This window comes from Arthrobacter sp. 210 2 (assembly GCF_059093025.1).
Genome location: NZ_JBNHIE010000009.1, coordinates 19,984 through 45,766 on the forward strand (window position 1 = coordinate 19,984; position 25,783 = coordinate 45,766).

General features: G+C 66.2%; 25 protein-coding genes. 14 read left to right on the forward strand and 11 right to left on the reverse strand.

The features are described from left to right. Positions 1-29: 29 nt before the first annotated feature. On the forward strand, positions 30-2,459 hold the full coding sequence (ppsA, locus tag AC5RWA_RS16205) for a phosphoenolpyruvate synthase (protein ID WP_494058304.1): 2,430 nt from the start codon (positions 30-32) through the stop codon (positions 2,457-2,459). A 107-nt stretch (positions 2,460-2,566) separates the two neighbouring features. Here ppsA and AC5RWA_RS16210 read toward each other — a convergent pair whose 3' ends face one another. From AC5RWA_RS16210 to AC5RWA_RS16220, 3 genes are read right to left on the reverse strand one after another with little or no spacing between them, the layout of a single operon-like run. Next, the gene (locus AC5RWA_RS16210; RefSeq protein WP_494058305.1) at positions 2,567-3,169 is read right to left on the reverse strand and encodes a TetR/AcrR family transcriptional regulator; all 603 of its coding nucleotides are present in this window, start codon (positions 3,167-3,169) and stop codon (positions 2,567-2,569) included. A 55-nt stretch (positions 3,170-3,224) separates the two neighbouring features. Then, positions 3,225-4,085: an alpha/beta fold hydrolase gene (locus AC5RWA_RS16215; protein WP_494058306.1), complete on the reverse strand. Its 861-nt coding sequence runs from the start codon at positions 4,083-4,085 to the stop codon at positions 3,225-3,227. A 49-nt stretch (positions 4,086-4,134) separates the two neighbouring features. Next, entirely contained in the window at positions 4,135-5,127 is a 993-nt protein-coding gene (locus AC5RWA_RS16220) for an NADP-dependent oxidoreductase (protein ID WP_494058307.1), read from the reverse strand. A gap of 260 nt (positions 5,128-5,387) precedes the next feature. Here AC5RWA_RS16220 and AC5RWA_RS16225 point away from each other — a divergent pair, with 260 nt between their 5' ends. Together AC5RWA_RS16225 and AC5RWA_RS16230 are read left to right on the forward strand one after the other, a co-directional pair. Then, positions 5,388-6,227 carry an alpha/beta fold hydrolase gene (locus AC5RWA_RS16225; RefSeq protein ID WP_494058308.1) on the forward strand — a complete coding sequence of 280 codons (840 nt, stop codon included), beginning with the start codon at positions 5,388-5,390 and terminating at the stop codon, positions 6,225-6,227. 146 nt (positions 6,228-6,373) lie between these two features. After that, the gene (locus AC5RWA_RS16230) at positions 6,374-7,270 is read left to right on the forward strand and encodes a diacylglycerol/lipid kinase family protein (RefSeq protein ID WP_494058309.1); all 897 of its coding nucleotides are present in this window, start codon (positions 6,374-6,376) and stop codon (positions 7,268-7,270) included. 43 nt (positions 7,271-7,313) lie between these two features. Here AC5RWA_RS16230 and AC5RWA_RS16235 read toward each other — a convergent pair whose 3' ends face one another. From AC5RWA_RS16235 to AC5RWA_RS16245, 3 genes are all read right to left on the reverse strand, one after another. Next, the gene (locus AC5RWA_RS16235) at positions 7,314-7,580 is read right to left on the reverse strand and encodes a hypothetical protein (RefSeq protein WP_275730217.1); all 267 of its coding nucleotides are present in this window, start codon (positions 7,578-7,580) and stop codon (positions 7,314-7,316) included. A 112-nt stretch (positions 7,581-7,692) separates the two neighbouring features. After that, a complete protein-coding gene (locus AC5RWA_RS16240) occupies positions 7,693-8,241 on the reverse strand; it encodes a hypothetical protein (protein WP_494058310.1) in 549 nt (182 codons plus the stop codon). 132 nt (positions 8,242-8,373) lie between these two features. After that, positions 8,374-9,378: a bile acid:sodium symporter family protein gene (locus AC5RWA_RS16245; protein ID WP_494058311.1), complete on the reverse strand. Its 1,005-nt coding sequence runs from the start codon at positions 9,376-9,378 to the stop codon at positions 8,374-8,376. 104 nt (positions 9,379-9,482) lie between these two features. Between AC5RWA_RS16245 and AC5RWA_RS16250 the strand changes: the two genes are divergently transcribed. The 4 genes from AC5RWA_RS16250 (at position 9,483) to AC5RWA_RS16265 (ending at position 15,038) form a co-directional block, all read left to right on the forward strand. Next, positions 9,483-10,175, forward strand: a complete 693-nt coding sequence (locus AC5RWA_RS16250) for an LmeA family phospholipid-binding protein (RefSeq protein WP_494058312.1) — start codon at positions 9,483-9,485, stop codon at positions 10,173-10,175. A gap of 149 nt (positions 10,176-10,324) precedes the next feature. Continuing rightward, positions 10,325-11,347, forward strand: coding sequence for a 3-oxoacyl-ACP synthase III (locus AC5RWA_RS16255; RefSeq protein ID WP_176156915.1), 1,023 nt, complete (start codon positions 10,325-10,327; stop codon positions 11,345-11,347). Next, the gene (locus AC5RWA_RS16260; RefSeq protein WP_494058313.1) at positions 11,341-14,055 is read left to right on the forward strand and encodes an alpha/beta fold hydrolase; all 2,715 of its coding nucleotides are present in this window, start codon (positions 11,341-11,343) and stop codon (positions 14,053-14,055) included. Before AC5RWA_RS16255 ends, AC5RWA_RS16260 begins: the two co-directional genes overlap by 7 nt. After that, positions 14,052-15,038 (forward strand): NAD-dependent epimerase/dehydratase family protein, encoded by a 987-nt coding sequence (locus AC5RWA_RS16265; protein WP_494058314.1) that lies wholly within the window; start codon positions 14,052-14,054, stop codon positions 15,036-15,038. The genes AC5RWA_RS16260 and AC5RWA_RS16265 overlap by 4 nt, the downstream gene beginning before the upstream one ends. On the opposite strand, the gene AC5RWA_RS16270 is transcribed toward AC5RWA_RS16265, so the two are convergent. After that, complete coding sequence (locus AC5RWA_RS16270; protein ID WP_494058315.1) at positions 14,953-17,667, reverse strand: PEP/pyruvate-binding domain-containing protein; 2,715 nt, start codon at positions 17,665-17,667, stop codon at positions 14,953-14,955. The two genes, AC5RWA_RS16265 and AC5RWA_RS16270, sit on opposite strands and share 86 nt — an antisense overlap. 96 nt (positions 17,668-17,763) lie before the next feature. On the opposite strand from AC5RWA_RS16270, the gene AC5RWA_RS16275 reads away from it, so the two are divergent. The 3 genes from AC5RWA_RS16275 to AC5RWA_RS16285 all read left to right on the forward strand — a co-directional run bounded on the left by AC5RWA_RS16275 (position 17,764) and on the right by AC5RWA_RS16285 (position 19,478). Beyond that, complete coding sequence (locus AC5RWA_RS16275) at positions 17,764-18,609, forward strand: hypothetical protein (RefSeq protein WP_494058316.1); 846 nt, start codon at positions 17,764-17,766, stop codon at positions 18,607-18,609. A gap of 74 nt (positions 18,610-18,683) precedes the next feature. Next, a complete protein-coding gene (locus tag AC5RWA_RS16280; RefSeq protein WP_494058317.1) occupies positions 18,684-19,226 on the forward strand; it encodes an alpha/beta fold hydrolase in 543 nt (180 codons plus the stop codon). A gap of 24 nt (positions 19,227-19,250) precedes the next feature. After that, a complete protein-coding gene (locus tag AC5RWA_RS16285; RefSeq protein WP_494058318.1) occupies positions 19,251-19,478 on the forward strand; it encodes an alpha/beta fold hydrolase in 228 nt (75 codons plus the stop codon). A gap of 619 nt (positions 19,479-20,097) precedes the next feature. On the opposite strand, the gene AC5RWA_RS16290 is transcribed toward AC5RWA_RS16285, so the two are convergent. Further along, positions 20,098-20,886 carry a DUF2382 domain-containing protein gene (locus tag AC5RWA_RS16290; RefSeq protein WP_494058319.1) on the reverse strand — a complete coding sequence of 263 codons (789 nt, stop codon included), beginning with the start codon at positions 20,884-20,886 and terminating at the stop codon, positions 20,098-20,100. Positions 20,887-21,081: 195 nt separating this feature from the next. Then, complete coding sequence (locus AC5RWA_RS16295) at positions 21,082-21,558, reverse strand: hypothetical protein (RefSeq protein ID WP_494058320.1); 477 nt, start codon at positions 21,556-21,558, stop codon at positions 21,082-21,084. A gap of 503 nt (positions 21,559-22,061) precedes the next feature. On the opposite strand from AC5RWA_RS16295, the gene AC5RWA_RS16300 reads away from it, so the two are divergent. Both AC5RWA_RS16300 and AC5RWA_RS16305 read left to right on the forward strand, forming a co-directional pair. Further along, entirely contained in the window at positions 22,062-22,289 is a 228-nt protein-coding gene (locus tag AC5RWA_RS16300; RefSeq protein ID WP_494058321.1) for a hypothetical protein, read from the forward strand. A 248-nt stretch (positions 22,290-22,537) separates the two neighbouring features. Then, entirely contained in the window at positions 22,538-22,858 is a 321-nt protein-coding gene (locus tag AC5RWA_RS16305; protein ID WP_079598516.1) for a GYD domain-containing protein, read from the forward strand. Positions 22,859-22,935: 77 nt separating this feature from the next. On the opposite strand, the gene AC5RWA_RS16310 is transcribed toward AC5RWA_RS16305, so the two are convergent. Next, positions 22,936-23,352: a methyltransferase family protein gene (locus AC5RWA_RS16310; RefSeq protein WP_494058434.1), complete on the reverse strand. Its 417-nt coding sequence runs from the start codon at positions 23,350-23,352 to the stop codon at positions 22,936-22,938. 207 nt (positions 23,353-23,559) lie between these two features. Between AC5RWA_RS16310 and AC5RWA_RS16315 the strand changes: the two genes are divergently transcribed. Then, positions 23,560-23,805, forward strand: coding sequence for a hypothetical protein (locus tag AC5RWA_RS16315; RefSeq protein ID WP_494058322.1), 246 nt, complete (start codon positions 23,560-23,562; stop codon positions 23,803-23,805). A gap of 61 nt (positions 23,806-23,866) precedes the next feature. On the opposite strand, the gene AC5RWA_RS16320 is transcribed toward AC5RWA_RS16315, so the two are convergent. Continuing rightward, positions 23,867-24,979, reverse strand: a complete 1,113-nt coding sequence (locus AC5RWA_RS16320) for a TIR domain-containing protein (RefSeq protein WP_494058323.1) — start codon at positions 24,977-24,979, stop codon at positions 23,867-23,869. A 121-nt stretch (positions 24,980-25,100) separates the two neighbouring features. Between AC5RWA_RS16320 and AC5RWA_RS16325 the strand changes: the two genes are divergently transcribed. Further along, positions 25,101-25,526 (forward strand): hypothetical protein, encoded by a 426-nt coding sequence (locus AC5RWA_RS16325; protein ID WP_494058324.1) that lies wholly within the window; start codon positions 25,101-25,103, stop codon positions 25,524-25,526. Positions 25,527-25,783: the final 257 nt, after the last annotated feature.

The following is a 25,783-nucleotide window of genomic DNA, read 5'->3' on the forward strand; positions in this document are numbered from 1 at the left end:
CGCCACACTCTGCGAAGGAGCAGTAAATAATGACAACGGACATCCTGTGGTTCTCGGAACTTGGGCTCAAAGACCTGGACCGGGTGGGCGGCAAGAACGCCTCCCTTGGGGAGATGGTGCAGAACCTGACCTCCGCCGGCGTGCAGGTCCCGGACGGTTTCGCCACCACTGCCGATGCCTACCGCCGTTTCCTGGCGGATTCCGGCCTGGACCAGCAGATCGCCGACCGGCTGGTGGGCCTGGACACCGATGACGTGACCGCCCTGGCCGCTGCCGGGCAGGAGATCCGGTCCCTGGTGCGCCAGACGCCGTTCCTGCCGGACTTCGAACAGCAGCTGCGCAGCGCCTACCGGGAGCTGGTGGAAAAGCACGGCGGCTCCGACGACCTTTCCTGGGCTGTGCGGTCCAGCGCGACGGCGGAAGACCTCCCCGACGCGTCCTTCGCCGGCCAGCAGGAAACCTTCCTGAACGTCCGCGGCATCGAGAACATCCTCGCCGCCATCAAGGACGTCTTTGCGTCGCTCTACAACGACCGCGCCATCGCCTACCGCGTGCACCACAAGTTCGAACACGCCGACGTCGCGCTCTCGGCAGGCATCCAGCGGATGGTGCGCTCCGACGTCGGGGCCTCCGGCGTCATGTTCACCATGGACACCGAGTCCGGCTTCCAGGACGCCGTGTTCGTCACCTCCTCCTACGGCCTCGGCGAGGCCGTGGTCCAGGGCGCGGTGAACCCGGACGAGTTCTACGTCTACAAGCCGGCGCTGCAGGCCGGCCGGCCCGCCATCCTCAAGCGCGGACTGGGCGAGAAGGCCCTGCAGATGACCTACACGGCAAGCCAGGAAATCGGCCGCACCATCGACTTCGTCCCGGTCGAGGCGTCCCTGCGGAACCGCTTCAGCCTCAGCGACGAGGACGTCGAGCAGCTCGCACGGCACGCCGTGGCCATCGAAAAGCACTACGGCCGTCCCATGGACATCGAGTGGGGCAAGGACGGGATCGACGGCGGCCTGTACATCCTGCAGGCGCGCCCGGAAACCGTGCAGTCCCGCCGCGCCCCCGGCAGCCAGAGCCGCTTCCGCCTCAACGAAACCGGCCCCGTGCTGGCCGAGGGCCGCGCGATCGGCCAGCGGATCGGTGCCGGCAGCGTCCGCATCCTCACCGCGATCGACCAGATGGCGGCGTTCCAGACCGGCGACGTGCTGGTGGCCGACATGACCGATCCCGACTGGGAACCGATCATGAAGCGCGCGTCCGCGATCGTCACCAACCGCGGCGGACGGACCTGCCACGCGGCCATCATCGCCCGCGAACTGGGGATCCCCGCCGTCGTGGGAACCGGCCACGCCACCGACTCCCTCTCCGACGGGCAGGAAGTCACGGTCTCCTGCGCCGACGGCGAGACCGGCGTCATCTACGCAGGCCTGCTGGACTTCACCGTGGAGGAAACCGGGATCACCAAGATGCCCGAGGCCCCGGTGAAGGTCATGATGAACGTGGGCACCCCGGAGCAGGCGTTCACGTTCGCCCAGCTGCCCAACCATGGCGTGGGCCTGGCCCGGCTTGAGTTCATCATCAACCGCCAGATCGGCATCCACCCCAAGGCCCTGCTGAACCTGGACAGCCAGCCGGCCGAGGTGGCCGCGGAGATCCGGGAGCGGATTGCCGCGTACAGCAGCCCGCGGGAGTACTACGTCAAGCGCCTGGCCGAAGGGGTGTCCACCATCGCTGCCGCGTTCGCGCCCGAGCCGGTGATTGTGCGCATGTCCGACTTCAAGTCCAACGAGTACGCCAACCTCCTGGGCGGCCCGGCGTACGAGCCGCACGAAGAGAACCCGATGCTCGGCTTCCGCGGCGCCTCGCGCTACCTGGAGCCGTCCTTCCGGGACTGCTTCGACCTCGAGTGCGAGGCCCTGTCCTTCGTCCGCAACGAGATGGGCCTGACCAACGTCAAGCTGATGATCCCGTTCGTGCGCACCCTGGAGGAGGCCCGCGGCGTTATCGAGCTGCTGGCCGAGAACGGGCTGCGCCGGGGCGAGAACGGCCTGGAGGTGATCATGATGTGCGAGCTGCCCTCCAACGCGCTGCTCGCCGACGAGTTCCTCGAGTTCTTTGACGGCTTCTCCATCGGCTCCAACGACATGACGCAGCTGGCCCTCGGGCTGGACCGGGACTCCGCCATCGTGTCCGGCGGCTTCGATGAACGCGATCCTGCCGTCAAGAAGCTCCTCCGGATGGCCATCAGGGCCTGCCGGGAGCGCGGCAAGTACGTGGGCATCTGTGGTCAGGGCCCCAGCGACCACCCGGACCTCGCCGAGTGGCTGGTCCAGGAGGGCATCGAGTCCGTCTCGCTGAACCCGGACACCGTGGTGGACACCTGGCTCCGGCTGGCGGATGTCGCGGCAGGTGCTTCGGCCGCCGCGGACACCACTGACCTGGCGGCCGCCGGGGTCCGCTGACTCCAGCTGAAGGCCATCCCTCAGCCTCCCGCGCAACGCACCAGGCCGCGTGCCGCCGTCGTAATGTACGACGGCGGCACGCGGCTTTGGTGCGTTACGGCACCGCGTCAGCGGGGCAACAGCAGGCTGATCTGGTTCCTGATGTCCTGCACAATCGCCTCGATGCCCGCGCCGGCGTTCACGCTGGCTGCCATGCTGATAAACATGATCGCCGAGACGATGCGTGCCGCGGTTGCGGCCGCATCGGTTGCCATCAGCCCATTCCGGCTTAGGACGGCCGCGATGGCCTCCTCGGTCTGCGCGACGATGGACAGCGCTTCACCGTGGTGCGGCTCCGTCGGGTCGCCGAAGACCATCTCCCGCAGGTAGGTGCGGCCGTTGTCCACCTGGCTGCGGTTGCATTCCACGATGGGCCGCACGATGGCCATCACCGCATCCAGGGCATCCGGGATGGTTTCGGCGTCGGCCCGGCCCCGCTCCAGTGCTTCGGCGTAGTTCGCATTCTGCACGAGCAGGAGGAGCTCGCCCTTGGACTTGGCGTAGAGGAAGAGGGTTCCGGTGCCGATGTCCGCCTTCTGCGCAATCTGCTGCGTGGTGACATCCTCCACCCCGTTCTCGGCGAACAGCTCGCTGGCGGCGGCAATGATGCGCTCGAGCTTCTGCTGCTTGTTCCGCTCACGGCGTCCGAGCGGCTGGGAAGCGACGGGCATGGCGTTCCTCTCGGTGTAACTGACTGGGCTCAGTAAGGAGTATAGGTCCGGCGCGTCACCCGGCGAGGAAGTCGACGGCGGCGGGGGCGAAGGCGGCGTGGTGCTGGAAGATGCCGCCGTGACCGGAGTCGGGGTAGATGACCAGCTCGGATCCCTTGATGCGGCGGTGCAGGTCCTCGGACAGGATGGAGGGCACCATGCGGTCGTTGTCGCCGTTGGCGATGAGCGTGGGCTGGGTGAGTTTGGACAGGTCCGCCGGGGCCGAGCGGCCGAACTTCCGGATCGCCTTCAGCTGCGTCTGGAACGCGGCGGTGCTGATCGGCTTGTCCCGGTCCACGGTGCGCTCCTGGAGGCGCCTGATGAACGCCTTTGCGGCGGGCTTGCCGGTGGGGTTGCGGTTGAAGAACAGGAACTCTTTGGGGTCGGACCGGGTCAGTGCCGCACGGAGGATGTCGAAGTACGTAGTGCCCACCACCTTGTCCATGTCCTTGCCGCCCCGCGGGCCGGTGCCGGTCAGCACGAGCCTGCGGACAAGCTCGGGGTGCTTGAGGGCCAGGTCCTGGGCGATCATGCCACCCAGCGAGAAGGAGAAGACGTCGACCGTGTCGAACCCGAGGGCCCGGATGAAGGTGTAGGCGTCGTCGGCCATTTCCTCGATGTTGCCCGGAACCTGTCCGGTTGAAGCGCCCACGCCGGGCTGGTCGAAGGTGATGACGCGGCGGTTCCGGGCGATGGGATCGATGATGCGCGGATCCCAGTTGTCCAGGGTGGCGGCGAGGTGCACAAAGAACACGACCGGGATGCCGCCCTTGGGTCCCAGCTCGCGGTAGGCGTAGGTGGTGCCACCGGCGGTGACGGTCCTGGTTGGCGCATCGGCATATGAGGTGATGACGGAGTCGTTCCCGGGATTGCTCATGACGGTTGTTCTCCTGGATGCTCTGTTTGGCTGAAGGGGGTGCGGGCGGTTACAGCGTGACCACGGCTTTGCCGCGGATGCCACCGCCGGCGAGGGACTGCAGTGCCTCAGGGGTGTTGTCGAAGTCGAAGACCTTGCCCACCACCGGGCGCAGCACGCCGTCGTCCACCAGTTCGGTGATGCGGCGCAGTTGCTCGCCGCTGGCGCGCATGAACAGGAACTCGTAGCTGACGCCGAGCTTTTTCGCCTGCCGCCGGATCTTGCTGCTGAGTCCGGCGATTGCCAGGCGCAGCACGGGGTTGAGGCCTGCCTCGCGGGCGAATGCCGGGTCCGGCGGGCCGGAGATCCCGATTGCCTTGCCGCCGGGCTTCAGGATGCGCAGCGACTTTTCGAGGTTCTCCCCGCCCAAGCTGTCCAGCACCAGGTCGTAGCCGGTGAGGAGCTGCTCGAAGTCCTGCGCGCGGTAATCGATCACCGTGTCCGCGCCCAGGCTGCGGACGAAGTCGGCGTTTGCCGCGCTCGCAGTGGTGGCCACGTCAGCGCCCAGGTGCTTGGCGAGTTGGATGGCGATGGAGCCCACCCCGCCGGCGCCGGCATGGATGAGGACCTTCTGTCCGGGCTTCACGTTGCCCTGCTCCACGAGGGCCTGCCAGGCCGTCAGTGCCACCAGCGGCAGCGCTCCGGCTTCCGCCATGCCGGCCGACGCGGGTTTCAGTGCCAAGTCTTCCTCGGCGACGGCGATGCGCTCAGCGAAGGTGCCGATGCGGTCCTGGGCCGGGCGGGCGTAGACCTCGTCGCCGGGCTTGAACTGGCTTACCTTTGCTCCGACGCGCAGGACCGTGCCCGCCACATCGTTGCCGAGGACCAGCTGGAGCTTGTAGGGGAGGATCTGCTTGAACTCACCCAGCCGGATCTTCTCGTCCAGCTGGTTCAGGCCCGCTGCCTGGACCTGGACCAGCACGTCCCCTTCGCCGACACTGGGCTCGGGCACGTCCGCTTCCCGCAGTGGCTCCTTGTACCGGGTGACGACGAACGCTCGCATGTGTGGTGCTCCTTCTGAGTGGGTTGAAGCAAATAACTGATTGCACTCAATTATGACTTAGCTCAGAAAAATGTCAAGGGGTTGCCGCGGTAGACCAGGCATGGAAGTACGACGGCGATTACGCGGCTCGGGCCCTTCGGCGGAGGACCAGCAGGCAGCGCCGCCGCCGTGAGCGGCCTGTGCATTGACGCGGACATGGCCGTGGAGAAGACTGCATCCCTAGGCTTTGCAAGCGAAGCATTTTCCTCGTGGAGGCGGCCATGCTCCTGGACAGCTCGTCGATCGTGGTTGAGACGAACCTTGGTCCCATCCAGGTCCGCCGGTGCGGCGCGGGAAAGCCGGCCCTGCTGTGGCACAGCCTGTTTGTGGACTCCAGCACCTTCGAGGGCGTAGTGGAGGACCTGTCCAAGGAGCGCGAGCTTTTCCTGCTGGACGGGCCTGGCCATGGCGGGAGCCCGGGTCCGCGAAAGCTTTATTCACTCCAGGGCTGCGCGAAGGCCGCCGCGGAGGTCCTTGATGCGCTGGACGTTTCGGCGCCCGTGGATTGGGTGGGTAACGCGTGGGGCGGGCACGTGGGCATTGTGTTCGCGGACAGCTTCCCGTCGCGCTGCCGGACGCTGACCACGATCGGCACACCCGCGTACCCGCTTTCCAAGGCCGAGCGCCGCCGGTCGGCCCTGCTGGTGTACCTCTTCCGCGTTCTGGGACCCGGGCCGTTCGGTTCGATGGTCGTGGACGCCCTGGCTGGCAAGGGTTCGGCCAAGACCGAGCCGGCGGCTGCCGCGGCCGTCACGGAGTCGTTCCGCCGGGGCGACAAGATGGGCAAATACTGGGCCATGCAGTCCGTCATGCTGCACCGTCCGGACCTCCGCCCGGTCCTGCCGCGGCTGCAGGTGCCGGCCCTGATGCTGGCCAGCAGGAACGACGCCTTGCTCGATATGGCGGAGGCGGAGCGGGCGGCTCGTACCGTTCCGGACGGCCGATTCACGTTGGTGGCAGGAGGCGGCCACGTGGCACCGCTCCTCGTGGCACCTGCCGAAGTCACCCGGCACATCCTGGCCTTCTGGTCGGAAACGGGGAGCGGGGACGCCGCACCCTAATTCCGCGGGGCCCACTGTGCTGCGCAGGCAAAGGAAGGTCCGCGGAGTGGAACCGGCGGCAGTTTGGACTGCGGAGTAGGGCTTCGAATAGCGCGCGGCCGGGGACCTGTCATCCACGGCCGCCGCTACCGTGGGAGGATGGCGCCATGGCTGATGACCCCGCACCTGCCGGCCCGTTCGACAGGGTAGTCCTGATTTTCAATCCGTCCAGGGCCGGAATGGCCAGCCGGATCGATGCCCTGCAAAGGGATATCACCGCTAAATTGCCGGATCTTCATGTTGAGCTCCTGCCAACAGACTTTGCCGGTCATGCCCGTGACCTGGCGCGCTCCGCGGCCGCGGAAGGAGCCCCGCTCATCGTTTCGGTCAGCGGCGACGGCGGGTACAACGAGGTTGTCAACGGCGTCCTGGAGGTCCCCGGCAGCAGGGCGGTGTGCACCGTCCTCCCTGCCGGCAACGCAAACGACCATCACCGGAGCATGCCGGAAAAGTCACTGACCGGGGCCATCCGCGCGAACCGGGTCCGCCGCATCGACCTGCTGCGCATCACGTTCCGCGGTCCGTCTCGGGAGCAGATCCACTACGCCCACTCCTACATAGGGTTCGGGCTTACGCCGTTGATGGCCATCGGCATCGAGAAGGGCGGCAAGGGGAAAATACTCGAACTCATCTCGGTTGCCCGGACGCTCTCCGGCCTGAGGCCGTTCGAGCTGGTGCGGGACGACGGGGCCACCGCGCGCTTCGACAGCCTGATCCTGGCCAACATTTCCCGGATGGCCAAGTATGGAACGGTCAGCGAGTCCCATCACCCGGACGACGGAAAGTTCGAGGTGGTGACCTTGCCCCATGCGGGCCGCTGGAAGATGGCGCTGATGACCCTTCGGGCCGTCACGCTGGGACTGGGGCATCAACCCAGCGTCAGCAGTTATGCCTTTACAACCCGGAACGCTGTTCCTTGCCAGATCGACGGCGAAGTGGTCCATGTGCAGGCCGGCACCCACGTGCTGGTGGAAAGCGCCAAAGGAGCCCTCGCCACAATCTGACGGAACGCCATAGAGCTGCGTTCCCGGTGCGGCGCCCTCGGGCTTAGGGCTGCACGGAGTCGAAGAACTTGTAATCGGTGTCCGGGTGCCCGGTTTCGGCCTCGCGCGATTTCATCCGGATGAAATCCACGTCCTGCTGCCCGAGCGCGGTTTCGCCGTGGAGGTCCTGGTGGAGGGGCTGGCCCGTTGCCGCAATGATTTCCGCGGATAAGGTCCGGGGAAGGATCACGCAGCCTGGGTTATCAATCAGCCACTGGGTAACGGTGGAAGGAAGCCGGTGCCACTGGTCGCGGATGCTGCTCTCGGTCATTGAGGGTGCCTTTCAGGGCATTGGTGCACGGGCTTACATGGCGTCCGACGTACCCGGAGTCTACGCCCTATTGGCGCGCTAAAGGGCGGAGAAGCCAATCCAATCCAGGCAGCTATGCCCACCCGAGGGCAGCCGGCCCCGGTACCGGGTGCAGGACCGGGACGTCTGCCGGGATCTCCGGCGCTGCGGCGGGTGTGGACGGGGCCGGATCGCCGAACAGGGGACGCAGGCCGGACCGGTATGCGGAGTCGATGACGGGTTCGAGTTCGTCGAACACGGTGCGGTTCCCCGGGAGAACCACATGTGCGAGGAATTCCGATTCCAGGGTGGAAATGCCAGCCGCCACCGCCGCGAGTTTGGCATCTATTGCCAACGCCATGGCGTGCCAAGACCTGCGGTTGGCCCGTTCGATCACTTTTGCCTTCGCTTCGCGGACAGGGCCCTCCGCTGTGTCCCCTCGGCCGAGGGAGATCTCGTCGGATTGCGACAGCGAAAGGACGATGCGGAATTGCCTCCCGCCGCCCCTGAAGGCGATGGCGCTGCGGTGCCCGCGCTGACTGAAAAGCACATCGGTGGCCCCGTAGCCCACGAGCGCCCGTTTGATATGTTCCCGGGAATCTCCGCCACTGAAGGAGTCGCCCCGGGTGTAAGGGACTGTCATTGTCCAACTATGCGCCTTTCCCGGCGCATGGTCACGGAGACAGCCTTCCCACATAGCCAAGCGCCGCCGTCGTAATGTACGACGGCGGGGCTTGGCTGGGCGCCGGCATGTTGGCCGGGCGGGAATTTGCGCTTACTCGGCAACAGCCGCCGGAGCCGGCTGACCGTCGCGGAGGGCAGGAGTGCTGCGGCGGCGCCAGTAAGCCGCCAGGACCGCGCCGGAAACGTTGTGCCAGACAGAGAAAATGGCGCCGGGCAGGGCTGCTTCGGGAGTCAGGTACTGCCGTGCCAGCCCCGCTGCCAGGCCTGAGTTCTGCATGCCGACCTCGATGGCAGTAGTACGCCTGGAAGGAATCGGCAGCTTGCAGAGGCGGGCGGCAGCGTAGCCGAGGGCGTATCCCAGGCCGTTGTGCAGAATAACGGCCACGAGAACCAGCAGTCCGGCGGCGAAAATGGCTTTTGCGCTTCCGGAAACAACGGCAACCACCACAAGGGTGATGGCGAGCACCGAGATCCAGGGAAGGGCCGGCAGGGCCTTGTTGACGAGGCGCGGCAGGAAGAGCCGGATCACCAGTCCCAGCAGCACAGGGAACAGCACAATCTGGACGATGGACCACGCCATGGAACCGGCGTCCACCGGCATGTACTGGCCAGCCAGCCACAATGCCAGCACCGGGGTCAGCAGGGGAGCGAGCAGCGTTGACACGGTGGTCATCGCCACGGACAGGGCGACGTCACCCTTGGCCAGGTAGGACACCACGTTCGAAGCCGTTCCACCGGGGCAGCAGCCCACCAGGATGACGCCCGCGGCCAGTGCCGGCGGCAGCCCCAGCGCCGCCGCCACCAGCCAACCCAGGAACGGCATGATGGCGTACTGCGCCACGACTCCGATCACCACCGGGACCGGGCGTTTGGCGATGACGGCGAAGTCGGGCGGCGTCAGCGTCAGCCCCATGCCGAACATGATGACTCCGAGCAGGGGGTTGATCCAGGGAGCAAGCCCCGTGAAGGCTGACGGGGCGGCAAGCGCTACGCCTCCTCCGGCCAGGATAAGCAAGGGAAAGAGGGTGACGGCGATGCGGGCGCTGCGTTCCTCGGCGGGTGATGCCGTCGCGGACGATTGGGATAAGGAAGACATACCTACCGGATTATCACAGCGGGAGTTCCATTTCGGAATCAGCTCGTGATGATGACACGCGCGCAGCGCCGGCCCAACGCAGCCTGGCCACCCATACTGTCCTAGTGAAGTGGACACGTGCGAAGGATTGGCTGGTCGGCGCCGGTGGAATGGTCTTCCTCCTGGCGGTCGCGGTGGCGATCATGTGGTGGGTGGCGAGCAGCCCGGCCGGCGGGAGAGAGGCGCGTCCCGTACCGCTGCCGGCGGAGGGTGCCGGGCCCCGGCCAGGCGCAGAGCCTCCCGCCGACCTGGGCGGGGACGAGGTGTGGTTTGCCGACCTGGAACTGGACGCCGGGACAGTGGTGGCTGCGGGCTCGATGCTCCGTGACGTGCGTGCCGTCGGGCAGGATGTGGTGACAGGGCCGGACGGGCTGGTGGCTGCACGCCTGGCCGTGGACGCGACGGTCCCGTTCGAGGTTGTCGCAGACGAGCTTGGGGGCGGGTCCGTGGTCCGTCCCGCCGACGGTGGCCAGGCCACGGTGGTCCGCACCGTCGAGGCCCTGGGCCGCGAACTGCGCGTCACCGCCACCGGAACAGTGGAGGTAGAGGGCGGCAAACTCGTTGTCGAGCCCAGCTCGATCGACGTTGGCGGGCCGGACTTCCTCTCCGAGGCCACCGCCGCCGTGGTGCGTACGTTCGTCACCATCGAGCACAGCATCGAGGGCCTGCCCGAAGGCCTCGTGCTTGAGGACGTCGCCGTCCAGGATGACGGCTTCCGTACCAGCCTCCGGGGCGGGAACGTCAGGCTTGTCCCATAGAGTCGCCCGCGCAGCTTGTCCACTTTTGGTTGGCGGCCCGCCGATGCGCCTGTAACATATCCTAAGCATGCTTACCATCGCGTTTCTGGTCAGTCGGCTAACGTACTGTCAGCGCATGGCTGCAGGACGGAAACGAACAGGGGCTTGAATTGGCAGGAAATGCAACCTTCCGGCACAGCAACACCGCGTTGCTTTCGGTGAGCAGTGTCGAAGCTCCACGGATTGTGAGTTCCACGGATTTCGACCGCAGGTTGGCGTCCACCCTGCACCGGCTCAAGTTCCCGCCCCGGCTTCTTGAGCGGGTTGCCGGTGTCACGCACCGGCGCTGGTGGGCGGCCGGGACGTCATTCGATGATGCTGCCACGGAAGCGGGCGCGAAGGCCCTGGCCGAGGCCGGCGTGGAACCGTCCGACGTCGGCCTGTTGATCAACACCTCGGTCACGCGGCGGAACCTTGAGCCGTCCGTTGCGGTGAAGATCCACCACGGGCTGGGCTTGCCGTCGTCGGCCATGAACTTCGACCTTGCCAACGCCTGCCTGGGCTTCGTGAACGGCCTGACATTGGCGGCCAACATGATCGACTCCGGCCAGATCAAGTACGCCATGATCGTCAACGCCGAGGATGCCGAGGCCACGCAGGAGGCCACGCTGGCCCGTCTCCAGCGGCCCGAGACCACGCGCGAGGACTTCAACCGCGAGTTCGCCACGCTCACCCTGGGCTCCGGAGCTGCCGCCGCCGTCCTGGGCCCGGCGGACCAGCACCCGGGTGCGCACCGCATCGTCGGCGGTGTGATGCGCGCCGGCACCGAACACCATGAGTTGTGCGTGGGCGGCATTGACGGCATGGCCACCGACACGAAAGGCCTGCTCGACGGCGGCCTGCAGCTTGTGGTCGACGCCTGGCACGAAGCGCGTCCGGAGTGGGACTGGGCAGACATGGACCGTTATGTCACGCACCAGGTGAGCAACGCCTACACGCAGGCCATCATCGACGCCATCGACCTGGATCCTGCCAAGGTGCCCATCACGTTCCCGCACTGGGGCAACGTGGGCCCGGCGTCGCTCCCCATGACCCTCGCCGCTGAGGCGCAATCCCTCGAAGCAGGGGACCGGGTCCTCTGCATGGGCGTCGGGTCCGGGCTGAACACCGCCATGATGGAAATCGTTTGGTAGCCGCAGACTGGCCTGGCGTCGATCCGGAGTGGTCGCGCGAAATTGATGTCCAGTCCACGTCCGGGGCCGATGAACCGGGGACGGTTCGCCGCTGGCACGTGCTGGACAACGGCGCGCAGCTCGCCAGGCTCGGCCTGGCTCCCGCCGGTACTCTGCTGTGCGTGCACGGCAACCCCACCTGGTCATACCTGTGGCGGACGCTGCTGGCAGCTGGATCGGATCCGGTACACCCATGGCGGGTGGTAGCGGTGGACCAGCTGGATATGGGCTATTCGGAGCGCACCGGCACCTTCCGCCGGCTGGCAGACCGGATCAACGACCTCGGTGACCTGACGGACGCACTCGGCCTTGACGGGCCTGTGGTGACGGTGGGCCACGACTGGGGCGGCGTCATCAGCCTGGGCTGGGCCCTGGCGCACCCGCAACTCCTCGCCGGGGTGGTGCTGACCAACACGGCCGTCCACCAACCCGCCGGGTCGGACATCCCGCCGGCCCTGCGGCTTGCCCTGCACCCCGCCGTGCACCAGTGGGGAACAACCACATCGGACGCCTTCCTGCGCGTGACCCACTCGCTGGCACACCCGCCGCTGCCCGCCGACGTGCGCCAGGCCTATATGGCCCCCTACCGCCGAGCCGACCGACGGGCCGGGGTGGGGAATTTCGTGGCGGACATTCCCGTGGACGCCTCCCACCCCAGCTTCCCGGCGCTCAGCGGCGTGGCGGAAGGGCTGCGCGGGTTGAAAGTCCCGGCGCTCATGCTCTGGGGCCCCAAGGATCCCATCTTTTCGGACCGGTACCTCAAAGACCTCATCACCCGGCTTCCGCACGCGGACGTGCACCGCTTCGAAGGCGCCGGCCACCTTGTGGCGGAGGACCGGAATATTGCCGCGCCGATTTTCCAGTGGCTCGCCGGAAACATCAGTGCAGACGGCAGCGGATCCCTTGAAACCGAAGCCATTACAGCCGGGAGGCAGGGGCCGAAGGACACAGCCCAGCCGGCGCCGTCGGAATTCCGGCCCTTGTGGAACCTGCTCGGCGAGCAGGCGGCGGGTCCATCTGGAGGCGATACCGCCGTCGCGGAAATGGCGCCGGACGGCACGGTGGCCCGCTCGCTCAGCTGGCGGCAACTGGACCGGAGCATCCTGGACCTCGCCGTGGGGCTGCAGGAAGCCGGAGTGGGACGCGGCAGCCGGGTCAGCCTGATGGTTCCGCCCGGCGTGGACCTGACCGTAGCCCTGTACGCGTGCCTGCGTCTGGGCGCCGTGGTGGTGGTGGCCGACGCCGGGCTGGGAACCAAGGGCCTCAGCCGCGCCGTGAAAGGTGCCACCCCGGACTTCCTCATCGGCATCGACAAGGCAGTGGCGGCTGCCTCGGTGCTCGGCTGGCCGGGACGGCGGATCAGCGTGCGGGACCTCCCGGCCGCCCGCCGTCGGATGCTGGGGGCCGAAAACTCCCTTGAGGCCCTGGCACGCTCCGGTGCCGGCCGCAGCCCTGGGCAGCTGGCGGACAGCGTGGATCCGGATGCCCCGGCCGCCGTCCTCTTCACGTCCGGCTCCACCGGCCCCGCCAAAGGCGTGCTCTACACGCACCGGAAGCTGGCTGCGATGCGGGACACGGTGGCCGAAACGTTCGGCATCCGTTCCGGTGCCCGGCTGGTGGCAGGCTTCGCCCCGTTCGCCCTGCTGGGACCGGCGCTGGGAGCGGTGTCGGTGACGCCGGCCATGGACGTCACCGCACCCCGCACCCTGACGGCCAGCGCGCTCGCCGACGCCGCCGCGGCCATCGACGCCACGGTGGTCTTCGCCTCGCCGGCGGCTTTGCGGAATGTCGTTGCCACCCGCGATGGTTTGACCGAGGCCGGGCATAAAGCGCTGGAAGGTATCGGGTTGCTCCTGTCCGCCGGCGCGCCCGTCCCGGAACCGCTCCTGGCCGAGGTGCAGCGGCTGCTGCCGGCGGCCTCGCTGCATACCCCGTACGGAATGACCGAGGCGCTGCCGGTCACAGACATCAGCCTGGAACAGATCCAGGCTGCCGACGCAGATGCTGCCGCCGGCACTGAGACTTCTGCCGGCGCCGTAGCGGGAGCAGGCAACGGCGTGTGCGTGGGGTGGCCGGTGCACGGCGCCCGCGTGGCCGTCGTCCCGCTGGCAGCGGACGGCACCGCATCCGGATCCCAACCCGTGACGGAGCCCGGGGTCACCGGCGAGATCCTGGTCAGCGCGCCGCACGTGAAGGAAGCGTACGACAGGCTTTGGCTGACGCAATGGGAAAGCGCCAGCGTGCCGGGCTGGCACCGTACCGGCGACGTTGGGCACTTCGACGCCGCCGGCCGGCTCTGGGTGGAGGGCCGCCTCGCCCACGTGGTCACTTCGCCCGGTGGGGTGGTGACGCCGGTGGGCGCCGAGCAGGCCATCGAACGGCTCGACGGCGTCCGGCTGGCGGCGATCGCCGGGGTGGGACCGGCGGGCACCCAGGCCGTGGTCGCCGTCGTCGAGACCGTCCCGCCCGCGCGGAAAGCCGGCCCTGCCGGGACGCAGCTGGCCGGGGATGTGCGGAAGGCAGCCCTTAAGTCCGGCGTCCAGGTCTCGGCCGTGCTCGCAGTCCCCGCCCAGCCCACCGACATCCGGCACAACGCCAAGATCGACAGGACACGGCTGTCCCGCTGGGCGTCGAGGGTACTGGCCGGCGGCCGTCCGGGAAAGCCGTGAGGGTCCTCGTCACGGGCGCAAGCGGGCTGCTCGGGGGAGAAGTCGCCCGGCTGCTGGTGCGCCAGGGCCATGACGTCGTTACCTTCCAGCGCCGTCCGTCAGGGGTCGACGGCGCCACGGACTTCCGCGGGTCCGTCACGGATGATGATGCGCTCCGGGAAGCAGTCCAGGGTGCCGAAGGGGTCATCCATCTCGCCGCGAAGGTGTCCTTCACGGGCCGCGCCGCGGAGTTCGACGAGGTCAACGTCGAAGGGACCCGCCGCCTGCTCGAAGCCGCCCGGGCGGCCGGGGTGCGGGACGTGGTGTTCGTGTCCTCCCCGTCCGTGGCCAACTCCGGCGCCGCCATCGCGGGGCTGGGCGCGGAGCCGTCCGACCCGGAGCACGCGCACGGCGACTACTCCCGCACCAAGGCTGAGGCGGAGCTGCTGGCGCTGGCGGCGGACGCACCTGATTTCCGGGTCGCTGCGGTGCGGCCCCACATCGTCTGGGGCCCGGATGACACGCAGCTGGTGGAACGGGTTCTGGCCCGCGCCAGCCGTAAGCGCCTGCCGCTGCTCGATGCCGGTGCAGCCCTGATCGACACCACCTACGTGGACAACGCCGCTGCGGCCATCGTCGCCGCACTGCACCGGATGGACCACGTCCACGGCAGGGCCCTTGTCGTCAGCAACGGCGAGCCCCGCCCGGTGGGCGAGCTGTTGGCGGGCATCTGCGCCGCGGGAAGCGTCCCTGCGCCGTCGTGGTCCGTGCCCGGTGCGGTGGCACGGGCGGCGGGAGCGGTGGTGGAGAAGCTGTGGACCTGGGCCGGACGGGACGAGGAGCCGCCGATGACCAGGTTCCTCGCCGAGCAGCTCTCCACAGCCCACTGGTTTGATCAGCGCGAGACCCGGGAGCTCCTTAACTGGACCCCCTCCGTCTCCATCGATGAGGGACTGGCGAGGCTGGCGGAGCACTACCGTTCCCGGCCGGCCGCTCGGGGGTGACCGTTCCGGCGTCGCCGTCCACGGTGATCTGCTGGCCAGTGGCAAGCCGCCGGGTGGCAACCCCGGTGCCGAGGACGGCGGGGATGCCGTACTCGCGGGCCACAATGGAGCTGTGGCTCAGCGGTCCGCCCACGTCCGTCACCACAGCGGAGGCCATCGCGAAGAGCGACGTCCACGCGGGAGTGGTGATGCGGGCCACCAGGACGTCCCCGGGCTTCATCTGGCCGAAGTCCTGCGGTCCGGCCAGGACGCGCGCGGGAGCGGTGACCCGGCCCGCGCTGGCCCCGGCGCCCTTGATGATGTCGCCGTGCTGGTGCTGCGATCCGGCCGGCATCATGGACCCGAAGGCCCGTTCCATCCACCGGCTCTCGGGCAGCATCTGCGGGGCGGCGGCCTTCGCCTGGCCCCGCCAGAGCATCCTGCGTTCCTCGACGGCGGCGGCGCGGACGGGCCGGACGGCTCCGGAAATGGCCACGCCGGCCCCGGCCGCGGCGTCGGCGAGGCCGAATTCGACGGCGCTGCGCAGCTCCTGGAAGCGCAGCCAGAACACGTCGCCCGGCGACGCGATGACGCCGGAACCCACCAGCCGCGTCCCGAGTTCCAGCAGCATCCGCCGCAGCAGCGGCCAGGCAAGCCCGACGTCGGCCAGCGCATCTTCGCGGAGCGGCGCCGTTTCCTGTGCCCAGTGGAGCAGCCGGAGGAACGCGGCGCGCCGGCGGGGTCCCAACCGGGCGGCCAACTGGCGGGTGAGCTCCTCCCGGCGTTCGGTGGAGAGCCGCTGCCGCTCATGCGGGTCGGTGCCCTGCCCGCGCAGGTAGAACTTCACTGTCTCCAGCAGGGCGGACGGATCGTCGGCCGCCACGGGGCTGGCGAAATCCAGGTTGTAGACGGCGTGGCCGTAGAGGGCCAGATGTTCCTGGAAGGCGATACGCCATTCCTGCCACAGGACCCCGTCCACACCCTCGGGCGCGGAACCGGTGCGCTGGCACTCGGCGAGTACCGCCGTCGGACGTTCCAGCAAAGCAGCCGTCAGCCCGGGATCGCTGCGGGCCCAGCCGGCGAGGTCGTACAGCGACTTCTCCGCCCGGATGGGTTCGCTGTCGTAGCCGAGCAGGAAAGTCTGGGCCGGGGGATCGCCGTCGCGGCGGACGAACTTGTCGTAGAACGCCCGGAAGGAGAGCTCGCTGGTGGCGGCGAGCGGAATGATGGACTGCACGGCCGTGTAGTACACGGTGCCGGCATCCAGCAGCGCCTGCACGCCCGCCAGCAGTTCCCCGCCGGTGAGCTGCGCCGGGGGCTTCGCGGACCAGCCCTTGATCACCCGTTCGTACCGGGGGTGGGAGAACTCGCGCCAGCCGGCCACTCCCATGTGCGCCTTGCCGCGGGCCAGCGCCCCGACGGCGGCCGGCGCCTTGCCCATCATCCGCCACATGCCGGAGGTGCGGTAATAGTAGTAGGCGTAGCCGTTGATGGTGGGCAGCCCGATGTCGCCGTCGCGGATTACGTTCTTGCCCAGGGCCTCGGCCAGCAGTGCCTGCAGCGACCGCGCCACGGACCCGTCAACCATGTCGGCGAACAGCGGTGAGAGCGGGTCGGGCAGCTGTTCCACGATGCTCGCGCGGAAGTAGAGCCCCTTGGCATAGGGCAGGGGCCAGGTCTCCGGGGTGTCGGCCGCCGTGTCCGGCAGCGCCGTGATGGGGCGGGACTGCAGGATGAAGAAACCGTCTGCGGTGCGCGCCCACTCGATGTCCTGCGGCGTCCCGAAATGCTCCGTGATCCGCTGTCCGTACCCGGCCAGCTCGGCGGCCGCACTGTCATCAAGGACGGGCGCACGACGGCGGTCTGCCGCCACCGGCTGCTCCCGCGTTCCGTTTTCCGCGTAGACGGTCATGACGTCCTTGTCGGCTGTCTGCCGCGAGACCACGGTGCCGGTCCCGGCGTCGACCACCACGTCATCGGTGGTGACCGTCCCGCTCACCACCGATTCGCCCAGGCCCCACGCGGCACTGATCACCGTCTGGTCCCGCCGCCCGTTGGCGGGGTTGGCGGTGAACATGACCCCGGCGGCCTCGGCCTCCACCATCAGCTGGATCAGGACGGCGAGGCGCACCTCGCCCGGTCCCACGCCTTCGCGCGCACGGTAGGCCATGGCGCGCGCCGTCCAGAGCGACGCCCAGCAGTCGATCACGGCTTCTGACAGCGACTCCGCGCCGCGGACGTTCAGGTAGGTTTCCTGCTGCCCGGCGAAGCTGGCCGAGGCGAGGTCCTCGGCGGTGGCGGAGGAGCGCACCGCCACCGCTGCACCTTCGCCGCCGAGCAGCCCGTAGGCTGCGTTTAATTCTGTTGCGATCCCGGCCGGCATGCCACCGCTCGTGAAGAGGGCGCGGATCTGCTCCGAGGCGTCCTCGTAGTCCTGCGGCGACGCCTGCCGTGGCAGCGCGGCCACGTCCTGGATCGCCGTCACAAGGTTGTTTTCAGTGACGAAATCCGAGTAGGCGGCGGTGGTCAGGACGAACCCCGGCGGCACCGGAAGCCCGGCCTGGATAAGGCCGCCGAGACCGACGGCCTTGCCGCCGGCCACGGCGATGTCGTCCGGTCCCACATCGGCCAGGCCGGTTAAATACGTCATGAGTCGTGCGTCCTTGCTGCCCGATGGGCGCCTGGAGTGAACCTGATCCTCCACATACTGGCACTGCCGGAGGCGGCAGGCCATAGACTCGGACCCATGTCAGCTCATGGGGGAGCGCCGGCACGGCGCGGGGGACTTTTGTTCGGTGTGGCCGTCCTGGCCGTTGCCCTTGCCGGCTGTGAGTACGCCGGGCCGGAGGATCAGCCCGCCCCGGCGTCCCCGCCGGCGGCAACACCGCAGCCGCGGTCCTTCGAGGAAAACGTCGATGAAGTGGCGCGTTTGCTTGAGGCTTCCCCGGCGGACCCCGGCATGCCGTCCGAGGCGGAGCCGGCCGGAAAACTGTTGCTGGATCTGGCGCCCGGAGACTACATGGTGACAGGCGCCTGCGCCGGGGCGTACGGGGCCAAACTCACCATCCTGGGGGCTGACGGTGTGCCGGAGGCAACGGACTTCACATGCGACTCCGCGCTGGACCGGTTCCTCAGGCACGACGGCGGGCCCATCACCATCAGCGCGGTCCCGCCCGTGGGCAAGCCGTCCGCAACGGGGGTCAAGGTGAAGACCAACCCGGACCCCAGGGCCTCGGAGCTGGAGGACTTGTCGGAGTGGTCAGCGGAGCAGTTGCAGCCACGCATCCCGGGGGAGTTGCGCGGTACCAGCGGCGGCAACACGACCACCACGGGAACGCTGATGGCCGAACCGGGCGAGTACGAACTGCACTTCGTCTGCATAGGGCCGACCTTTGCTGAGCTGTCCGTGTCGACGACGGCGGGTGCTGAAGTCCTTGCCCCCGTGCGGGTTCCGTGCGACGGGCAGGCGGTCAAGACGCCCATGCTGCTGCCGACGCAGGGAGCAGATTTCACGATGAGCCCACTCGAGGGTGTGGATGGCCGCTTCGCCTTCAGGCTCGTGCCAACCGCCGCGCCCACGGGTGCCGGATAGAACCGCAGTTTAGACGACGGACAGCATAGGTAGCGGCGTTGCCACGCTTGGCCGCCGGATGCCAAGCTACGTACATGGGCGCAGTTACCGTGTCCGGCCTCAAAATCAACTACCGGGTTGCGGGATCAGGCGAACCCCTCATCCTTCTTCATGGGGGCTTTGGTTTCGACAGCCGATCCTGGAGCCCGCAGCTCGACGCTCTCGGTGACGAGTTCAAACTCGTCGCCTGGGACGCTCCGGGCAGCGGAGGATCCGACGACCCGCCCGAGTCCTTCTCCATGGACGACTACGCCGACACCCTGGCCGCGTTTGTGAAAGCGCTGGGCCTGCCCCGCCCGCACGTCCTTGGCCTGTCGTTCGGCGGAGCACTTGCCTTGGCGCTCCATGGGCGACACCCGGGCCTGCCCAGAAGCCTGATCTTGGCGGGGGCGTATGCCGGCTGGGCCGGCTCCCTGCCAGCCGACGAGGTGCAGCGGCGCGTTCAGATGATCAGTGAGGACATCACACAGCCTCCCGAGGACTGGCTGCCCAAGTACCTACCCGGCATGCTCACCGAGTCTGCACCGCGGGAAATGGCCGAACAAACACTCGCGCTGATGTCCGGTATTCACCCGTGAGCCAGTTTGACGATGCTCCGGGCGATGGCGAATGCTGATCTTCGCGGCATCCTCCCCGACATCTGTATCCCGACGCTGGTGCTGCATGGCGACCTCGACGCGCGCTCGCCGCTGGCAGTCGGGAAGGAGCTGCACAGGAGAATTCCCGCATCGCAGCTCGTCGTACTCCCCGGCGTCGGGCACCTGAGCAACATAGAGGCCGCGGACGCCTTCAATGCCGAGGTGAGGACGTTCCTTCGTTCGCTCGATTAACCGCCACAAACCTCCGGTAGGTACTTCGGCTTCACGAAACGCGTACCAATTACTCGGGTCCCACGAGGGTAGGGGCCATATGGTCATTACTGGAGCCGGCGACGTGGGCGTTCGCCTGAGACCACGAACGCCTCCCCCAGCCGTCGCCGGCTCCGCACCCGGTGCTTGATGACCCGCCGATGACCCGTGGCGCAGCGAAGGCTCAAGATCGGCACAATAAATCCCGATGATGGACATATGTGCTTCCGCCCGGTCCTCTGGCTTCCTAAAGTGTTTTTACAGGGCAGCAGAACAACTACGTCGAGGGGGACGTATGGGCATGGATATACCGCGCGGGGCAAAGGAGTCGCGGCCGTCAATGGAGCTGCGAAAGTCCGCTCCTGTTCCAGCTCCGCCTAAGAGCCGCCTGGTAAGGCCGTGCGCGGTGCAACTGACCCCGCCCCGGAGAGGCCGGGAACATGAAGTCCAGCGGCTGATCCGGGACCTGGCCGCACTCGCAGCCAAAAATCGTCCATCAGTTTCTTAAGGTTCGCTCTGCCAACCCGGCGGGAGCCCTGCAGCCTGGAAGGCATGCAAAGGGCCCGGGGGTTGGTGCCCGGGCCCTTGTGCACAAATTGGTTTAGCGGCGGGTGCCGCCGGTTCCGTCGGTGTCGATGTTTTCCTTGCGGACTTCCTCGTTGACGGTGACGTTTTCGGTCACGGTGTCCTTGTCCAGGCGGACCCGTTCGACAGGGACGGTCTCCTTTTCCACCACGGGGCGTTCTTCGTGGAGGATGACTTCGTGTTCTTCCTCGCTGATCGCGGGTCCATCCATCGCGGCGCCGACGTTCGCGTCGGTGATGGGTTCGCGCTCGATCCTGACTTCTTCACGCTGCACCGGTACGGTCTTGGTGACGTTCTCGGTGGTGACGTATTTGCGAAGCCGGGCCCTGCCTGCGGCCTGCTTTTCGGTGCCGACGCGGAGCTGCTCTTCCGACCGGGTCATTGCATCATCAGTCGTTGGGCCGGAGGTGTCATGGCCTACGGTGCCCGTCCTTTCGCCGGTGTCGGCTGTGCCGGTCCGGGAAGGGGTCCCGCTGTAGGAGGTACCACCACCGAGGTTGTAGTAGGTGTACAGCCGATCTTCCTCGGCCGGTTCCAGATGGCCGTCTTCAGCGACCCGCGGTGCATCCTTGACCTGGTCCTTGCCGTAAGGCACAACAATGTCGTTGCCCTCAGTGCGTGCACCTTCCAGCGGGACGAACGATTCGGACGTACCGAAAAGCCCGGTCTTTACAGTGACGAAGGAGGGCTGGCCTGTCTCATCATCGGCGTAGACCTGGCCGATGGAACCGATCTTGTCCCCGTCAGCACTCAGGGCGTTACCGCCGGCGTTGAGCAGGGTGTCAAAGTTTTCCTTGGCGAACATGGTGTCTCCTTGGATTGATTTCAGGGCCTTTGGCTTTGCGCCAGATCAATACTAAGCACGCTTACTATTGATCTGGCAAGCCGCTCACCTCAAAAGGTCGCGCAGTTGCTCGGCGGGCCCTGCGGAGACTTTCTTCAACACCTGCCCGGCTTTGCGGCGGCGGAACCATTCTGGTGCGCCCCGCGTACGAAGCCCTTATATCCGGCCAGCGGCGAGCTCGGGGTCATCATCAGAACTCTTGCTGCCGGTCTCCTGCACAGTTAGCGAGGGCGCAGACTCTTCCCCTGATGCCTGCAAGGAGCGCCACACGCCCACTCCGGTCCCCGCCGCGAGCAGCATCGCGCCGAGCCACCACAATGTCCTGGCTGCCGACCGACCCGCTTCCACCGGGACCTCGGCAGTGGCTTTCGGCCCAACACGCTTCAACTGTTCCCGCACCCGGGGAGTCAGCGTCTCCACACCGCCTGCAAGCTCGTCCGCCAGCGCGCGCAGAAGCATTTGCAGGCGCGGGGACGCAGTTTCGATGCCGGTATCCAGGCCGGCCACCGCTCTTTGTAGAGCAGCCTGCACGCCGGGCGTGGCCCATTCCTTGCCCCTGGCCAGACGGGTGGTGAGGTTTTCCAGAAGATGGTGGAGCTGCTCGGTTTCAGTCATGGGTTCTGCCGTACGCATGGGTGCCTCCTGTGTGGGATGGATGCCCATAGCCTACGGCCGGCGGCGTGACAGAAGAAAGGGTATTTGGCTCGGACTGGAAGACCTGCGCAGTAGGTACCAACGGGGTATCACCAGTAGTCAGCACTCAGAAAACAGGTAAGGACTGCAGCCTGTTCCGGGCCTACACTCAGGCATGGGTACGATCCCGTCAGTAGTCCTAATCTTCGGCGCAGCTTTCGCTTGGATGGGATTAACGGTCTTCGTACTCCTACGATTGCGGCGCCGCCGGAAAGGGTCGTCGGTGGTGGCTTCGGCTGCCCCTCCCTCCGGCCAGAACAGCGAACTCGCATACAGGCCTTGGCGCCGAGTACGCCCAATAAGCGGGCACCATTCAGCTCGGCACCGCATGCCGGGCGTCAGGAAAGTCCGCACATGGAGGGCCCTGCCAAGCGTCGCACCGCCGACAACAAACAATCATTAAGCTTCATCCCGTTCACGGTAATTAGTTCTTGGGGGTAGACATGGATACCGGGACAATCCTCGGATTCACTTTCGGGTACTTTGCCACCCTTGCCGGCGTGTTCATGCTGTACTTACCCATCGTCGTCCTCGTCGTTGTGCTGTTGATTGCAGCAGGTGTTCTCCAATTACTGCTCCTGCCGTTCATCGTCCTGCTGCGCAAGGTTCGCCGGTCAAAGCCCACGCCGGACATGGATGCAGCATGGCTGTTAACACGGGCTGAGCCGTAGCCTGCCCCGGCTGCTTCGTCTCCGCAGGATCGGCCACTGTGGAGGTGCCAGGCATTAGGTATCCCCAGCATATTGACTGCCCTTAACCCGAGGAATAGCGTCTGCGCTAGCGGGGCAATCAACCCCGTTATCACCGAGTGAGGCGCCGCATCCGTGCCACTTCGGCCCTGCTACAACGGTGTCCTCAGGGCCGGTATGAAGTTCCTGCGGCGACAACCGGGATGAAGATGCAGGGAAGGGAAAAGACCATGCCAAAGTATCTGTTTGAAGCGACGTACGTGGGCCAGGGCATCAAAGGGCTGATGAAGGAAGGCGGCACCGCGCGGCGGGACGCACTGGTGGAGGCCCTCGGCTCGGTGGGAGGCTCACTGGAGAGCTTCTACTACGCCTTTGGCTACTACGACGTCCTGGGTGTTTTTGAGGCGCCGGATGATGCAAGTGCAGCAGCGCTGTCGCTGCTGATCAATTCGACCGGGAACGTCAACGTCCGCCTGAAGCCGCTCCTGACCGTGGAAGACCTCGACAACGCCGCCAAGAAGACGCCGTCCTATCGGGCACCGGGACAGTAGGGGAGCCAGGCATCAAGGCCAGCGGGCCGCCGTCGTGAAGTACGACGGCGGCCCGCTGGGTTTGGAGGCGAAGGCGCCTACGCGCGGGGGAGCCCCAGATAGCGTGGAACCCTTTCCGCATAGCCGGGGTAGGACTGCGGAAAGAGCTCCGCGAGGGCACCTTCTTCGCTGACGATAAAGCGGTGCTCCACCAGCAGCTCGGCGGGCAGCAGCGCGAGAATCCAGGATGAACCGGCCAGGACTCCGGCGCCGAGTTGAATGAGCCACCAGCCCACATACATGGGATGGCGGGTCACCGCGTAAGGGCCTGTGACCACCAGATCCTCCGGCCGCTCCAGCTCGAAGCGGCCCGCCGAGTGACGCCGGCGTTCAGCCAGTACGCAAACCAAGATCCGCGGCATCGTCCCGAAGGCTGTCGCTGGCACTGAGACCGGGACCGTCACGGGTGCCAACGCCACCGGTGCTTCCACCGGCGGCGTACTGACCGCGGCCATCAGCGCAGCGCTGAACACTTACTCGGCTACTCCGACCACCAACGACACGGTGGCGGCGGGTTCGTACTACCAGCTCACCGCTGCCAAGACGACCGCCAGTGGCAAGCTGAACCTAACTCTTGAATATGTGAGGGCCTAAGAAAGCGAGTTGAAGTAACCAAACACAACAACGTCAAACACGGTTTAGTCCTGCACGTCGCCGGTTCAGTGTTCGAGGCTGACGATGAGTCGGCCAAAGCGCTGATCGAAGCCGGCGCGGTAGTGGCCGTCGCCGAAGAAGAAGCAGCGGAGCCAGCTGAGGAAGTGGCCGAAGCTACGGAGGAGCCCGCAGAGGCGCCCGAAGAAGCGGAAGCGACTAAGACTGCTCCTGAAGCGGAGAAGCCTGCTGAAGAGGCTAAGGACGCACCAAAGACAAAGGCCGCGGCCAAAAAGAAGCCAGCGCGCAAAGCGTAAATCAACCCCTCAACCGAGGTTCAAAGAAGCCGCCCATCTGGGCAGCTTCTGTATTCCTGGACTAGGCGATTCCCATAGCTGCTCGGATTCTTAGACAAACAGGGTTAAGGGCGGCGCTCAAGTTTCCGTCTGTCCGTCGGCCCGCGTAGTCCAGCGCCGTCACGCCGTTCAGGTCGCTAGGGAGGTGGATTTGATCCTCACGAGACTTGACCATGAACGTCTTTGCCCGGCCCAAGAGTCCGGTGAAGAGTCCCAGCTCAAATATCAGGTTGTCTCGGGCGACGGGCGATGTCCTGTCACGCATGGTGAGGATATCGTCGGCGGTTAGTACGATGACAGCGCAATCAAAGGACACAGCGCTCTCTACGAGCGTCTCTATGGCCGTCATGGACGGCTGGAACATGTTCTGGTTCCAAACAGTGCATTCAGCAACATAGTCTAGGTTGGCCTGGATGTGTTCCGCCACTGGCAAACCCTCGGCAGAAGAACCGATAAATATCCTGGGCGTCGGGTTGGCGAGGGGCTCACCCGGTTCGCTTAATTCAGTCGCACCTGACGATATCGCTACGACGGCCGCCTGAAGCTCGTTGAGTCTGTCTGAAAGGGATCTCACTTCACCGAGGATCTCGGACAGGACCGCCTCTGTCGCCCTGTCGGTGCGACTGCCAATCAGTTTGAGCTTTCCCTCGGACTTGAAGTTGAGCAGGGGGAGGGCCTTGCGTAGCTCCTCCTCCAGCTTTGGAGACCAAATGCGCAGCAGGCGGTCCAGCTTGGTCTGGCTTAGCGGATCATCGGAAAGCGCATTGAGCATACTGACCAACGAGCGAATTCCTGGGCTATCTAGCGCGACAGCGGTATGCCTGGGAAATGAACGGCCCAGTTCAGAAGGAGAAAAGTCTATACAAACCGGGATGATCCGCAGACCGGCATCGGGCACAGCGAAATACTCATCCCGGAATGCATCAGAGAGCATGTTTTGGCGTGTCAAACACAGCAGGATAGCGGTCGCATCACGAAGATTTTGCTGGATCTGGTGAGCCACAGGCTGGCCGGGGTGAACATCCGTGGACGCTAGCCAAGGTTCTATTGACTGGAGCACTTGCGGTATCCAGTTGCGGAGTACCTGAGCGGCATGTTGGCTAACCTCGCCCGACCAGCTGATGAAGACCTTCATAGGGATGAGAATACAGCGACCGAACCTGCCTAGCCCTGTGCGCTCGGGGTTTCCCATTCGCTATTGCTAAGGAATGAGCACTAGCCCATAGTAAAAGCAGAATTTACGAGGCAATAAATCAATGGCTAGAGCCCTTTACTCGCTCTTCAAACAAAGTCTGCTTTCGCAGAGCCCGTCCATCGACCTGGACACCGACACAATCAAGGTGGCGCTGGTCAACACGTCTACTGATTACACCTACTCTGCCGCCCATCAGCACAAGTCCAGCATGACGAGCTACTCCGGAACGACGGACCAGACGCTGGGTTCGGTTACCGTGGCTATTGGCGTGCTGGACGCCGCAGGTTCCGTCTTTACGTCGGTCGTCGTCTCAGGTGGCAAGGCAGTCCAGGCAGCAGTTGCCTATAAAGATACTGGCTCAGCCGCGACTTCACCGCTGATTGCCTATGTCGAAATGACCGGAGTTACTCCGAACGGCGGCAACCTGCTTGTCAATGGGACAACGACGCAAGCAAGATCTTTGCCCTGCAACTCCCTTAAATCTTAGGAGAATAACATGGCAGTTGCAACAAATCTCGAGCCGTAGGAGCCATTGCAGCTACATCAATTGCGACGAAATATATTACACCCACGGCTATCCGTCTAATCCTGGCGGCTGTTAACTCCCGCACCCGTATCTCGGTGAACCCAAATACGCCAACTCTCGCCGGCAATGGCTTGACATGGGAATTCGTAGACACTACCCGACATGACACAAGTGGCTCTAGTCGCAAGCGCATCAGTCTATCCCGAGCAATGGGGACG

Bases quoted from the DNA above. Each gene is read 5' to 3' on its own strand.
- AC5RWA_RS16220 (WP_494058307.1), bottom strand. From the start codon at position 5,127: ATGCGAGCGTTCGTCGTCACCCGGTACAAGGAGCCACTGCGGGAAGCG.
- AC5RWA_RS16320 (WP_494058323.1), bottom strand. From the start codon at position 24,979: ATGAAGGTCTTCATCAGCTGGTCGGGCGAGGTTAGCCAACATGCCGCT.
- AC5RWA_RS16270 (WP_494058315.1), bottom strand. From the start codon at position 17,667: ATGACGTATTTAACCGGCCTGGCCGATGTGGGACCGGACGACATCGCC.
- AC5RWA_RS16275 (WP_494058316.1), top strand. From the start codon at position 17,764: ATGTCAGCTCATGGGGGAGCGCCGGCACGGCGCGGGGGACTTTTGTTC.
- ppsA (WP_494058304.1), top strand. From the start codon at position 30: ATGACAACGGACATCCTGTGGTTCTCGGAACTTGGGCTCAAAGACCTG.
- AC5RWA_RS16245 (WP_494058311.1), bottom strand. From the start codon at position 9,378: ATGTCTTCCTTATCCCAATCGTCCGCGACGGCATCACCCGCCGAGGAA.
- AC5RWA_RS16310 (WP_494058434.1), bottom strand. From the start codon at position 23,352: ATGGCCGCGGTCAGTACGCCGCCGGTGGAAGCACCGGTGGCGTTGGCA.
- AC5RWA_RS16295 (WP_494058320.1), bottom strand. From the start codon at position 21,558: ATGCGTACGGCAGAACCCATGACTGAAACCGAGCAGCTCCACCATCTT.
- AC5RWA_RS16225 (WP_494058308.1), top strand. From the start codon at position 5,388: ATGCTCCTGGACAGCTCGTCGATCGTGGTTGAGACGAACCTTGGTCCC.
- AC5RWA_RS16325 (WP_494058324.1), top strand. From the start codon at position 25,101: ATGGCTAGAGCCCTTTACTCGCTCTTCAAACAAAGTCTGCTTTCGCAG.
- AC5RWA_RS16210 (WP_494058305.1), bottom strand. From the start codon at position 3,169: ATGCCCGTCGCTTCCCAGCCGCTCGGACGCCGTGAGCGGAACAAGCAG.
- AC5RWA_RS16300 (WP_494058321.1), top strand. From the start codon at position 22,062: ATGGATACCGGGACAATCCTCGGATTCACTTTCGGGTACTTTGCCACC.
- AC5RWA_RS16240 (WP_494058310.1), bottom strand. From the start codon at position 8,241: ATGACAGTCCCTTACACCCGGGGCGACTCCTTCAGTGGCGGAGATTCC.
- AC5RWA_RS16305 (WP_079598516.1), top strand. From the start codon at position 22,538: ATGCCAAAGTATCTGTTTGAAGCGACGTACGTGGGCCAGGGCATCAAA.
- AC5RWA_RS16280 (WP_494058317.1), top strand. From the start codon at position 18,684: ATGGGCGCAGTTACCGTGTCCGGCCTCAAAATCAACTACCGGGTTGCG.
- AC5RWA_RS16230 (WP_494058309.1), top strand. From the start codon at position 6,374: ATGGCTGATGACCCCGCACCTGCCGGCCCGTTCGACAGGGTAGTCCTG.
- AC5RWA_RS16215 (WP_494058306.1), bottom strand. From the start codon at position 4,085: ATGAGCAATCCCGGGAACGACTCCGTCATCACCTCATATGCCGATGCG.
- AC5RWA_RS16285 (WP_494058318.1), top strand. From the start codon at position 19,251: ATGGCGAATGCTGATCTTCGCGGCATCCTCCCCGACATCTGTATCCCG.
- AC5RWA_RS16235 (WP_275730217.1), bottom strand. From the start codon at position 7,580: ATGACCGAGAGCAGCATCCGCGACCAGTGGCACCGGCTTCCTTCCACC.
- AC5RWA_RS16290 (WP_494058319.1), bottom strand. From the start codon at position 20,886: ATGTTCGCCAAGGAAAACTTTGACACCCTGCTCAACGCCGGCGGTAAC.